Here is a 13,326-nt window from a genome sequence, read left to right on the forward strand (position 1 = left end):
AAATTTTAAGCTATCAAAAAATTTGCTACACTATTGGCGTAAAAAATTTAACAAAAAAGAAACAATTCAATGAATATTTTAGATCAAATCCAAATTATTTTGGTTGAAGCCTCCCTCCCTGCTAATATCGGCTCAACCGCACGGGCAATGAAAACAATGGGATTAACCCATTTGCGTTTAGTGGCTCCTAAGCAACCGATTGATGAACAAGCTGAAGCCCTTGCAGCAGGGGCAAAAGATGTACTAGATAACACTCAAATTTACGCTACTTTTGATGAAGCCATAGCCGATTGCCAACTGGTTATTGGCACTAGTGCCAGACTTCGCCATTTGCAAAACAGTTTAATTGAACCCAGAGATTGTGGGGAGTTAGTCATAAACCGTGCAAATCTTGGCAAAGTCGCAATTGTGTTTGGTCGTGAACGAGTGGGGCTAACAAATGAAGAGCTACTAAAATGCCACTATCATCTCAATTTCCCAACCAATCCTGATTATGGCTCGCTCAATTTAGCAATGGCGGTGCAACTGGCAAGCTATGAAATCCGTATGGCATATTTGCAAAATTCCGAACAACAACGACCGCTTGTAGAAGAAAAAGAGTACCCAACCGCAGAAGCCCTAGAACATTTTTTCGCTCACACCGAACGTTTATATAAAGAGTTGGGCTTTATCCGCAATGATGCCGTAATGTTGAAGCTCCGCCGGCTTTATCAACGAGCGGAATTAGAAACTAATGAGCTGAATTTACTAAGGGGAATGCTAACTGCGGTTGAGAAATCAAACTAACAAGCGGTCATTTTTCTGCTATATTTTGCAAATCCCTCTAAAACAAAAACGGTAAGATTTCTCTTACCGTTTTATCTCAATTATTATTTCAAATTCAACAATTTGTTTGAACTTTCAATAATGCTATCCATCGTTGAATCGCCTTTTAATTGCTCTTCGCTCATTGGTTCGATTTTCCAAATGTTATTAGCATAATCCATTACCGAACGGTCTGACGAGAAGTAACCCATATTGGCAATATTGATGATTGCTGAACGAATCCACGCTTTCTTATTGCGATAGGCTTGAGCCACTTTCTCTTGAGCTTCCACATAGCTGCGGTAATCTGCACAGGCTTGGTAGTAGTCGCCTGAGTTTAAGATCAAATCTTGGTAGCGATATGGATCTTCTGGCGAGAATTTGCCGTTTAGAATTTGTGAAATCGCTTCATTCAACTCACTGTCTTTTTCGAAGTAGTGATATGGCGAGTAGCCGTTACGGCGAAGCTCTTCCACTTGTTCTACTTCGTTACCGAAAATAAAGATATTATCTTTGCCAACGCGGTCTAAAATTTCCACGTTCGCACCATCTAGCGTACCAATGGTTAAAGCACCATTAAGGGCAAATTTCATATTCGATGTACCAGAGGCCTCTGTACCTGCTAATGAAATTTGCTCTGAAACGTCTGCCGCTGGAATGATCATTTGAGCTAACGACACGCTGTAGTTCGGAATAAACACCACTTTGATTAAATCATTAATGCGAGGGTCGTTATTCACCACACTTGCCACATCATTAATTAAACGAATCACTTTCTTCGCCGCATAATACGCACTCGCCGCTTTACCTGCAAAGATGAACACACGAGGTGTCCAATCCGCAGTTGGATTGCGTAAAATGCGGTTATAAAGTGTAATGATGTGAAGCACATTCATTTGCTGACGTTTGTATTTATGAATACGTTTGATTTGTACGTCAAAAATCGCTTCCGGATTAAGTGCAATACCTTGCGTTTCCTTAATATAGTTTGCTAAACGGCGTTTATTTTCAAATTTCACCGCAGCAACTTGAGCTTGTACATCAGCGTCATCAGCAAAATCATTGAATTTTTCTAATTCGCTTAAATCGGTTAGCCATTTATCGCCGATATATTTATCTAAAATATTAGCCAAGCCTGGGTTGGCGATCTTGATCCAACGGCGAGGTGTTACCCCGTTAGTCACATTAGTGAAACGATTCGGGAAAATGCGAGCGAAATCCGCAAAAATCGACTCCACCATTAAATCAGAGTGGATTTTTGCCACACCGTTTACTTTGCTTGAAGCCACTACTGCAAGCCATGCCATACGCACACGGCGGTCGCCTTGTTCGTCAATTAACGACACACGAGAAATCAAGTCATTATCGTCTGGGAATTGGCTACGAACTTCTTCTAAGAAATGTTCATTAATATCAAAAATAATTTCTAAATGACGTGGTAACACTCGGGCTAACATCTCTACCGGCCAGGTTTCTAACGCTTCACTCATTAAGGTATGGTTAGTATAGAAGAATGTTTTGCTGGTGGTTGCCCACGCTTGTTCCCAAGAATAACCTTTTTCGTCAATTAAAATACGCATTAACTCAGGAACAGCAAGGGTTGGGTGGGTATCATTTAAGTGAATTGCCACTTTATCTGCTAAATTTACACAAGAGCCAAATTCCGCTTCGTGGCGGCGGATGATATCTTGCACAGATGCCGAACAGAGGAAATATTCTTGACGTAAACGTAACTCTCGACCGTTATAAGTAGAGTCGTCCGGATAAAGCACACGAGAAACGTTTTCTGAGCTATTCTGTTTAACCATTGCAGCAAAATAATCACCACGATTAAACTCTGATAACGCAAAGCCTTTACCTGAAGCGTGAGCAGACCATAAACGTAAGCTATTCGTTGAGGTAGTTTCAAAGCCTGGGATCAGCTGATCGTGTGCTTGAGCGGTGATCTCTTCTTCCGGCTGCCACACTACTTTTTTACCTTCACGCCAGGTTTTTCCACCAAAACGGACAGGGAAACGTTTACTTGAACGTAGATATGGCCATACAAATTCGTTTTCCAACCATTCATCAGGCTGCTCTACTTGCTCACCATTACGGATTTCTTGGCGGAACATACCATATTCATATTGAATGCCGTAACCGATAGCAGGGATTTTCATTGTCGCAAGGCTATCTAAATAGCAAGCAGCTAATCGACCTAAACCACCGTTACCTAAGCCCGGATCGCCTTCTTCATTAATGATATCTTCAAGATCTTGCCCTAACTCTTTTAACGCAGCACCAATAAGCTCATAAACGCCTTCCGAGATCATCGCATTACTGAAAGTACGTCCCATCAAAAATTCCATTGATAGGTAATAAACACGGCGACTTCCATTTGCAACTTGGCTGCGACGAGTTTGTAGCCACTCTTCGGTAGATAAATCACGCACTACACGAAGTGCGGCATTTAACCAGTTACGTTTGCTCGCATCTCGAGGCTCAACACCTAATGCAAATACCATTTTATGTAAAATTGCGTCTTTTACGCTTTTAATCATTTCGGGGCTTAACGACTGCCTGCTCATTGAGTAAAATCTCCTAATTTTTATGGATATTACAAGCGGTTGAATTTACAAATTTTTTTGCAAATTTAACCGCTTGTAATAATATTTTGAATATATTAAATAATTTCGTGATATAAATTTTGATATTGTTCAGCCACTTTCGCCCAACCAAAATCTTGAGCCAGCGCATTTTGGCGAACACTTGACCAAAGCTTCTGTTTTTGCCACAAATTAATCGCTCTTATTGCCGCCTCTAAAAACGCCGGTGCATCAGGATAATCAAACACAAAACCTGTTGCGGTGCGGTTTTCAATACTCTCTTTGTGGCTATCAAATACCGTATCGGCTAATCCGCCTGTGCGGCGAACAAGTGGCAATGTGCCATATTTCAAGCCGTAAAGTTGAGTTAATCCACAAGGCTCGAAACGGCTTGGTACAAGAATCACATCGCCACCGGCTATAATTTGATGAGAAAGTGCTTCATCATAACCAATCTTAATACCGATTTGGTTCGGATATTTATGTTGGAAATAACGTAATGCATTTTCCAAATCCGGCGAACCACTGCCTAGCACGATAAGCTGTACATTGTGCTGCATTAGCGTATCAATATTCGCTAATAAGAAATCTGCCCCTTTCTGCTCGGTTAAACGAGTAACCATTACCATTAATAGGGCTTCTTTTTGTTCCGGTAAACCAAAAATACGTTGCAACTCCACTTTATTTTTCGCTTTACCGTGCATATAGTTAGGACGGTAATTGGCAACAATGTAGGTGTCGGTTTCAGGATTCCAAACATCATTATCAACACCGTTTAAAATCCCTCTCAATCTGCCTTGATATTGGCGAGTGGCAAGTAAGCCGTGTAAACCTGCCCCTGCAATCTCTTCAGTAATTTCACGTGCGTAAGTTGGGCTTACTGTCGTAATACGATCAGCAAAATATAAACCTGCTTTAAGGTAAGAAATTTCACCATAAAACTCTAAGCCTTCAGCCTGAAAAAACTCCCAAGGTAAACCAAGCTCAGCCAGATGGAACGCATTAAAACGCCCTATATAGGCAATATTATGAATAGTAAATACGGTTTTGACGTTGCTACCCCAGCTTTTCAGATAAGCACAAGAAAGACCTGCCTGCCAGTCGTGAGCGTGTAACACTTGGGCTGAACCCCACCAGTGATCCAAGCCTTGAGCAAGTTGAGCACCTATATAGCCTAATAACGCAAAACGTTTGTAGTTATCGATATAATCTTGATAATTCGCATCGTGATAAGGATTACCATCACGCATAAACAGATGTGGTGCATCAATTACATAAATGCCTAATCCGTTGAAATAGGCAAATCGAACCGTAACTAAACCGGCAAAAGTACCTATTGTTGCCACTTCTACGGTTTCACCTAAGGTTTGGGCAACTTTAGGATAATAAGGAATTAATACTCTGACATCATTACCTGCTTGTTGTTGAGCAAAAGGCAGAGCCCCCATAACATCAGCCAGTCCACCTGTTTTAATCAGCGGATACATTTCCGAGCATATATGTAAAATTTTCATTTTTTACCATTTAATTGTGTTGCAAATTTTTATTAAATTTAGACCGCTTGAAAATAATACTTCGGGTATTTAAACCCGAAGTATTATAGCATCAATATTTAAATTGTATATTTAATATCCGTATTAACTTCTTTACCTGCCAGCTTATCTAGCATTGAACGCGTAACCAATACAATTCCATTTTTACTGACTCGGAAATTTTTAGCATCTTCTTCCGAATTAACCCCAATTTGCAAACCGTCCGGGATTACGCAATGTCGGTCAATCACCGCTCGTTTAATCACACAGTTTTTGCCGATAGTAACTTGTGGAAGAATAACAGTATGCTCAATAACAGATTCTGATTCAACGTGAACACGGTTAAATAACACCGAGTTACTGATTTCAGCATCGGTAATCACACAGCCACCTGCAATTAATGAGTTATCTAAGGTTCTTGCACGCGTATGATTATAGAAGAAACGTGCCGGTGCAGTTTGCTGAGGGCGACCGTGAATCGGCCAAGACTCATCATATAAATCCAATTCAGGATCTTCAGAAACTAAATCCATATGAGCAGACCAATAGCTATCAATTGTTCCTACATCACGCCAGTAAATTGCACCACTTGCATTACGTCCTTTGCAAGAACGCTCGAATGGATGAGCGTATAACACGCCTTGCTCTACTGCTTTTGGAATAATGTCTTTACCGAAATCGTGCGATGTTCCCGGTGTTGAAGCCTCTTTTTCTAGCATTTCATAGAGATAATCTGCATTGAATACATAAATTCCCATTGAGGCTAAAGACGAATCAGGTTTGCCCGGCATTGACGGTGGATCAGCCGGTTTTTCCACGAACTCTTTCACTTTTAGTTTTTCATTTACCGCCATTACCCCAAATTCTGAGGCTTGAGAACGTGGCACTTCAATACAGCCCACCGTACATTTAGCACCTTGATCAACGTGATCTTTTAGCATTTGAGTGTAATCCATTTTATAGATATGGTCGCCTGCCAAAATAATGACATATTTTGGACGATAATGTGATTTCATCATCGCCATATTTTGATAAACCGCATCAGCTGTACCACGATACCAAGTGTTTTCATCTAATTGCTGACGAGCAGGTAACATATCAATATATTGGTTACGCTCATAAGGCAAGAACGACCAACCACGCTGTAAATGACGCAATAGTGAGTGAGCGGCATATTGCGTAATAACGCCAATTTTTAATAAATTTGAGTTAATGCAGTTAGATAACGCAAAGTCAATAATACGGCGGCTTCCCCCAAAATAAACAGCAGGTTTTGCACGTTTATCTGTTAATTCATAAAGACGAGAACCTCGTCCACCGGCTAAAATTAAAACCAACGTTTCATTCGTCAAATCTTGTCTTGCAACAAGAGAGGTTGATTCTTGGTTAAGCATGTTGTGTCTCCAATATTTTTGTGTGAATTCCATCACTTTTTTGAAGTACGCATACTCCCATATTATTGAGCGTAACTGATTGCGTTTCTGTCATCAAAGTACCGTTTTTTTGCCCGATAACCACTTTCCAGTAGCCTTTAGGCAATAAAAATTGCTGTTTCTGGCGTTTGGCATTAACCAAAATCAACCAGTTATCCTGTAATAAAATTGCTATTTCTTTTAAGCTATTATTATGCCAATCTTCAATTTGCAACGGTTCTGCTAATGCATTGAGCCAACGAGCCGATTGACTGTCCCACCATTGATTTTGGGCTGAAAGCAGTGGGATTTTTTTTCGTAATGCAATGAGTTCGGCAACATAACCTATCCGAGCTTGGTTAGCATTTTCCCAATCTAACCAAGTGGTTTCATTGTCTTGACAGTAGCCATTATTATTGCCTTGTTGAGTATGTCCCATTTCATCGCCGGCAAATAACATTGGCACTCCCCCCGAAAGAAGTAAGGTTGCCAATAAGCCATAAGCGGTCATTTCTCGCTGTTTTTTTACCGATTCATCATCTGTTTCACCTTCCACACCGTGATTATGGCTGAAGTTTTCATTATGCCCATCACGATTTTGTTCGCCATTCGCCAAGTTATGTTTTTGGTTATAGCTGACTAAATCTTGCAGATTAAAACCATCGTGAGCAGTAATAAAATTAATACTTTTCGAGGCGGAATGTTTGGAAAAAATATCATCACTGCCGGCAAAACGGCAGGCAAATAAGCCTAGATCGCCTTGATTATGCAGCCAGAAAGCACGCATATCATCACGATAACGATCATTCCATTGGTAAAACGGCTCGGGGAATTTACCAAGTTGATAGCCCTCACCACCAATATCCCAAGGCTCGGCAATTAATTTGATATGAGCGAGTTTCGAGCAACTTTGGATTGCCTTAAAAAAGTCCGCTTTTTCGGAAAAACTTGGGGTTCTGCCTAACACCGATGCTAAGTCAAAACGGAATCCGTCCACGTGGCACTCGTCCACCCAATAACATAAGCAATCGATTGCCCAACGGAGAATATTAAGATTGGTTAAATTAAGTGTATTGCCACAACCTGTCCAATTTTCATATTCGCCTTGCTCGTTTAGCCAATATGCGTGGTTATCAAGCCCTCTAAAACTGAGCATTGCACCGTCTTTACCACCTTCAGCAGTGTGGTTAAATACTACGTCCATAATCACTTCAATGTTGGCTTTGTGTAGTGTTTTCACTAATTGCTTAAACTCTTTAAGCGGATTTTTATTATCTGAAGCCAATTTCGGATCAACCGCAAAATTACCTAAAACATTGTATCCCCAATAATTTACTAAGCCTTGCTTTTGTAAATGAGGTTCATCAATATGGTAAGTAATTGGTAATAATTCTACCGCTGTGATACCCAGTTTTTTCAAATACTCAATGGAATTTTTATGAGCTAATCCTGCAAAAGTTCCTCTAATTTCTTGTGGTATAGCAGGATTTAACTGACTGAACCCTTTAACGTGCACTTCATAAATAATGGTTTCTGTCCAAGGGGTGAAAAGCTGACTATCCCCTTCCCAATCAAAGTGTTCATCAACTACTACAGATTTTGGGGCAATCTGTCCATTATCTCGCTCATCATTCCAAGCATACCACTTTACAGCCTCTTCACTGCTCAGATCAGGCATTCCCTCAATGGCTTTGGTATAAGGGTCGATCAACAACTTATTTGCATTAAACAGCAAGCCTGCTTGCTCGTTTTGTTCTCCCTTAACTCGATAACCATATTTAGTGCCGGCTTTTACACCTTCAACAAAAATATGCCAAGTATGTTCACTTGCACTCATTGGAATGCGGGTTTCTTGATTACTTTCATCAAAAAGGCACAATTCAATAGCGGTCGCATTTTGTGAAAAAATTGCAAAATTTGTGCCAAATTTACCCGCTTGTATGCAGAGCGAACTGCCAAGAGGGAATGGTTTACCTCTAAAAAACTTCATTTATATTTACTACTTTGCTTTTTTAGTTACTTTTTTCTGCACAGCTTTTTGCTTTTTCGTTTTTGTAATAAAAATAGTTGATAACGGTGGTAATGTAATATTAATAGAATGACTTCTGCCGTGTGATTCTACTTCTTCAGTCGCAAATTTATCCTCATTACTTACATTACTTCCACAATAGCAAGCTAAATCAGAGTTTAATATTTCTTGATATTCGCCGGCTTCGTTCACACCGATGCGGTAATCTTTACGCACTACAGGAGTGAAATTACTTACCACAATCACGCTCTCACCATTTTTTGCTTTACGCTCAAAGGCAAATACAGAATTATCGTGATCGTCCACCACAAGCCATTCAAAACCTGCTGGGTCATAATCTTGCTCGAAAAGTGCCGGTGTTTCGGTGTATAAACGGTTCAAGGCTTTCACCCAACCTAGTACACCTTTATGCCATTCACCGCCATCTTCGCCGAGCAGATACCAATCCAAACTCTCTTCAAAATTCCACTCTTTGCCTTGCCCAAATTCATTGCCCATAAAGAGTAATTTTTTGCCCGGATAGCCCCACATATAGCCGTAATAAGCCCGCAAATTCGCAAATTTTTGCCAGCAATCGCCTGGCATTTTATTTAATAGCGAGCCTTTGCCATGTACCACTTCATCGTGGGAAAGCGGCAGTACAAATTTCTCACTATATTGGTAAGTCATCCCAAAGGTCATTAAATTGTGGTGATAACGGCGATAAATCGGATCTTTTTGCATATAGCGTAAAGTGTCGTTCATCCAGCCCATATTCCACTTGTAATTAAAGCCCAAGCCTCCGTGTTCCGTTGGGTGCGAAACGCCGGCAAATGAGGTGGATTCTTCCGCAATCGCCGCACCACCTTGACTTTCATTGCGTAAAATATTGTTAGTGTGGCGTAAGAAATCAATCGCTTCTAAATTTTCACGTCCGCCGTATTTGTTTGGAATCCACTCTCCGTCTGAGCGGGAATAATCACGGTAAATCATTGAAGCTACAGCATCCACCCGTAACGCATCAATGCCGAAACGTTCGATCCAATACAACGCATTACCCGACAGATAATTATTCACTTCATTTCTGCCGTAATTAAAAATCAAGGTATTCCAATCTTTGTGATAGCCCTCTTTCGGATCAGCGTGTTCATAAAGATGTGTGCCATCAAAATAGACCAAACCGTGTTCATCAACCGGGAAATGCCCCACCACCCAGTCTAAAATCACGCCAATGCCTTTATCGTGTGCTTTTTGAATAAAATAACGTAAGCCTTCAGGGCTGCCAAAACGACTGGTTGGTGAATAAATCCCTGTAGTTTGATAACCCCAAGAGCCATCAAACGGGAATTCGGAAATCGGAAGGAGTTCAATATGGGTAAAGCCCATATCTTTGACATAAGGAATAAGTTCATCAGCTAACTCTTCGTAGCTTAGCCAATAGTTATTTTCAATATTTCGCCGCCAAGAACCTAAATGCACTTCATAAATGGAAATCGGTTTGTTTTCAGCGTTTGCCGCACGACACGTTTTCTCTAACGGCACGATGCTTGGTAAACCCGACACAATTGATGCCGTATCCGGACGGAACTGAGAGGCAAAAGCGTAAGGGTCAGATTTTAAACGTAACACGCCGTTGCTATCCAACACTTCAAATTTATAGCACGCTCCCTTTTTAACGTTCGGCAAAAAAATATCCCATATTCCTGAATCCGGGTGAAAACGCATTGAATGGACTAATCCATTCCAATGATTAAAATCGCCCACAACCGAAACACGCAAAGCATTAGGTGCCCAAATACTAAAATGCACGCCACCAACTTCATTTTGAGTAACTAAATGAGCCCCTAATTTTTCATAAGGACGAAGCTGTTTACCTTCGGCAAATAACCAATTATCCAGCTCTTGAATGTGAGTTTTGAAACGGTAAGGATCTTCAATATCTAAAGTTTCTCCCTCATATTCCACTAACAAGCGGTAAGAAAAATCAATTTTTTTACCAATGATTTCGGCAATAAAAAAACCTCTATCATCAATTTTTAACATCGACGACACAGGTTTTCCTTTTAAATCAATAACTCGACAAGAAGTAGCGGAAGGGAGGAAAGCTCTGATGACAATACCGTTATCAATAGAATGAATGCCTAAATAGGAAAAAGGATCTTTACAATAACCGAGAGATAGTTGATCGATAAATGTTAAATCTCTGTCGGAGTAAGTATAATCTTGCATAGGCACTCCTTGCTTAAACGTTTAATACTCATATTTTAGTAGTTCTACTCTACCACTAAATAAAAATAAAAGAAGTAGATTTATTCTGTTTTTTGATGCAAATCACAAAATAATTTTTATGACTAAATCGATTTAGTTCGTGAATAAAGAATTAACCACCAAATTTGTGAGCTAGATCACATTTTCATAAATTTTAATTTTATTTAGCTATAACGGTTTAGCAAAAATAGAGTAAACTAACGCTCAAATTTATAGTTTAAAAATCAACCTTAAAATAAGGAGTTAAAATGCTTAATTTATCGGCAAAAAACATCCGTTTAAATGGCTCGGCAAATAGCAAAGAAGAGGTTATCCGCCTTGTTGCAGCTGAATTAGTCGCAAATGGCAATGTCGCTGAAGGCTATGAAAGCGGAATGCTTGCCCGTGAAACCCAAACCTCAACTTTTTTAGGTAATGGCATTGCCATTCCACACGGCACATTAGATACCCGTGATTTAGTAAAAGAAACAGGCGTGCAAATTATCCAATTACCAGAAGGTGTTGAATGGGGAGAAGGCAATAAGGCTTATGTCGTTATCGGTATTGCAGCAAAATCAGATGAGCATCTAACCTTACTTCGCCAACTTACTACCGTTTTAAGTGATGAAGACGCCGCAAACCAACTTGCAAAAACACAAAATCTTGATGAATTTATTGCGGTTTTAAGCGGTAAGAAAAATCTCCCTACTCTTTGTGAAGAGCTTGTCTCCTTAAACGTTGAATCTTCAAGCCTCATTACTCTCTCTGCAATTAACGCAGCAAAACTACAAGAAAAAGGCTATGTTTCCCAAGTATTTATGAGTGATGTTATTGCAAATAATGCTTTAAATTTAGGTAACAATCTATTTATTACAGATTCAGCCAAAGGCAACCAAGCCAACGGTTTAGCTGTTGCTCGTAATACACAAGGTCAAACGCTAGTTACCGTTGCTCAAACAGATAGCAGCTTACAATCTCTATTAGCTCAATTATTAAAAGCAGACGTTCGTACTCAATTTGCTAATGCGAATGCCGCTCAAATTATCGCTTTATTAAAAGGCGAAACAGCAGAATTAAACACCCAAGCTTCTGCAAGTAACCAAGTTATTGGTACATTTACCATTCGTAACGACAACGGCTTACACGCTCGCCCGGCAGCACTTCTAGTGCAAACAGTTAAACCATTCACATCAAAAATCACGGTTGAAAACTTAGACCGTAGCACACCACCGGCAAGTGCAAAAAGTGCGATGAAAGTGGTTGCTTTAGGAGCAAGTAAAGGACACCGTTTACGTTTTGTAGCTGAAGGTGATGATGCACAACAAGCGATTGAAGCATTACAAAAAGCAATTACCGAAGGTTTAGGCGAAAGTGTTTCTTTTGTGCCGGAAATTGAAGATACGATTGAAAGTGCTTCTGTTTCTACACCGGTTCAAGCTGAAGCAGCTACTGTATCTGCTCCTGTAGAAAACCAAAAAGAAGCGACATTCGTGATTAAAAACGAACACGGCTTACACGCTCGTCCAAGTGCCGTATTAGTAAACGAAGTGAAAAAATTCAATGCAAAAATTGAAGTGCAAAATGTTGATAAAAATTCACCGCTTGTCAGTGCTAAAAGCCTAATGAAAATTGTTGCCTTAGGTGTAACTAAAGGCACAACGCTGCGTTTTGTGGCAACAGGCGATGATGCTGAAGCGGCTCTTACTGCCATCGGTGCAGCAATTGAAGCAGGTTTAGGCGAATAAGGAAAAATTATGCGTATTGCAACTGTAACTCTAAACCCTGCCTTTGACTTAGTCGGACGACTAAAACGCATTGAAATTGGCGAAGTAAATACCGTTGAAACTTTAGGCTTATACCCTGCCGGTAAAGGTATTAATGTGGCAAAAGTGCTTGCGGATTTAGGCACAAACCTTGCTGTAACAGGTTTTTTAGGCGAAGAAAATCAAGGCGATTTCGTTAATGCGTTTAAACAGAATGGTTTAAATGACGAATTTTATCGTATTCAGGGTAAAACCCGCATCAACGTAAAAATTACTGAAACCGAAGCAGATGTAACCGATCTTAACTTCTTAGGCTTTGAAATTTCAGCTCAAAACTGGGAAAACTTTGTCGCACAATCTTCCCAATGGAAAGATAAATTTGACTTAATCGTAGTTTGTGGCTCTCTCCCTCGTGGCGTAAGCCCAGAGCAATTTGCCGAGTGGTTGGAATCTTTACATCAGCAAGGGTTAAAAGTGGTGTTAGATACAAGTAATGCGGCTCTAACCTCTGGTTTAACCGCTCACCCTTGGCTAATCAAACCAAACCGCCGAGAGCTTGAAGTATTAGTGGGTCGCTCATTAAATTCAACCGAAGAGATTATTGAAGCAGCCCAACAGTTACGCAGTCAAGGTATTGAAAATGTCATTATTTCAATGGGTGAAAAAGGTTCGCTCTGGCTCAATAATGAAGGCGTGTTACAAGCTCAACCACCTCGTTGTGAAAATGTGGTGAGTACCGTAGGTGCAGGCGATTCAATGGTAGCTGGTTTGATTTACGGTTTTTCTCAAGATTGGAATAAAAGCCAAATCCTTAAATTTGCTTCGGCAACTTCTGCAAATGCAGTTGCTCAAAGCAACGTGGGCGTGGAAGATCGTAAAGTGATTGATGCACTTGCAGAACAAGTAAAAATTACAGAATTATAAAATATAGGGACGTACTTCGTGCGTCCTACAACGAATTTTATTTACATATAG

The 13,326-nt window shown here is 40.2% G+C and carries 8 protein-coding genes; 3 read left to right on the plus strand and 5 right to left on the minus strand.

All coding sequences use genetic code 11. The features are described from left to right. Nucleotides 1-69: 69 nt before the first annotated feature. Nucleotides 70-786 (plus strand): tRNA (cytosine(32)/uridine(32)-2'-O)-methyltransferase TrmJ, encoded by a 717-nt coding sequence (gene trmJ, locus V6W77_RS03845; protein ID WP_334248678.1) that lies wholly within the window; start codon nt 70-72, stop codon nt 784-786. 83 nt (nt 787-869) lie between these two features. Here the strand turns inward: trmJ and V6W77_RS03850 are convergent, their stop codons facing one another. From V6W77_RS03850 to glgB, 5 genes are all read right to left on the minus strand, one after another. After that, on the minus strand, nt 870-3,371 hold the full coding sequence (locus V6W77_RS03850) for a glycogen/starch/alpha-glucan phosphorylase (RefSeq protein ID WP_334253834.1): 2,502 nt from the start codon (nt 3,369-3,371) through the stop codon (nt 870-872). A gap of 95 nt (nt 3,372-3,466) precedes the next feature. Beyond that, nucleotides 3,467-4,903, minus strand: a complete 1,437-nt coding sequence (glgA, locus tag V6W77_RS03855) for a glycogen synthase GlgA (RefSeq protein WP_334253835.1) — start codon at nt 4,901-4,903, stop codon at nt 3,467-3,469. Between the two features lie 98 nt (nt 4,904-5,001). Then, nucleotides 5,002-6,315 (minus strand): glucose-1-phosphate adenylyltransferase, encoded by a 1,314-nt coding sequence (gene glgC / locus V6W77_RS03860; protein WP_334253836.1) that lies wholly within the window; start codon nt 6,313-6,315, stop codon nt 5,002-5,004. Further along, the gene (gene glgX / locus V6W77_RS03865; RefSeq protein ID WP_334253837.1) at nt 6,308-8,323 is read right to left on the minus strand and encodes a glycogen debranching protein GlgX; all 2,016 of its coding nucleotides are present in this window, start codon (nt 8,321-8,323) and stop codon (nt 6,308-6,310) included. The genes glgC and glgX overlap by 8 nt, the downstream gene beginning before the upstream one ends. A gap of 9 nt (nt 8,324-8,332) precedes the next feature. After that, complete coding sequence (gene glgB, locus V6W77_RS03870) at nt 8,333-10,570, minus strand: 1,4-alpha-glucan branching protein GlgB (RefSeq protein WP_334253838.1); 2,238 nt, start codon at nt 10,568-10,570, stop codon at nt 8,333-8,335. Nucleotides 10,571-10,857: 287 nt separating this feature from the next. Between glgB and fruB the strand changes: the two genes are divergently transcribed. Further along, on the plus strand, nt 10,858-12,333 hold the full coding sequence (fruB, locus tag V6W77_RS03875) for a fused PTS fructose transporter subunit IIA/HPr protein (protein WP_334253839.1): 1,476 nt from the start codon (nt 10,858-10,860) through the stop codon (nt 12,331-12,333). Nucleotides 12,334-12,342: 9 nt separating this feature from the next. After that, complete coding sequence (gene fruK / locus V6W77_RS03880; protein WP_334253840.1) at nt 12,343-13,275, plus strand: 1-phosphofructokinase; 933 nt, start codon at nt 12,343-12,345, stop codon at nt 13,273-13,275. Nucleotides 13,276-13,326 lie beyond the last annotated feature (51 nt).

The organism is Mannheimia indoligenes, assembly GCF_036880405.1.
Lineage (GTDB): Bacteria > Pseudomonadota > Gammaproteobacteria > Enterobacterales > Pasteurellaceae > Mannheimia > Mannheimia indoligenes.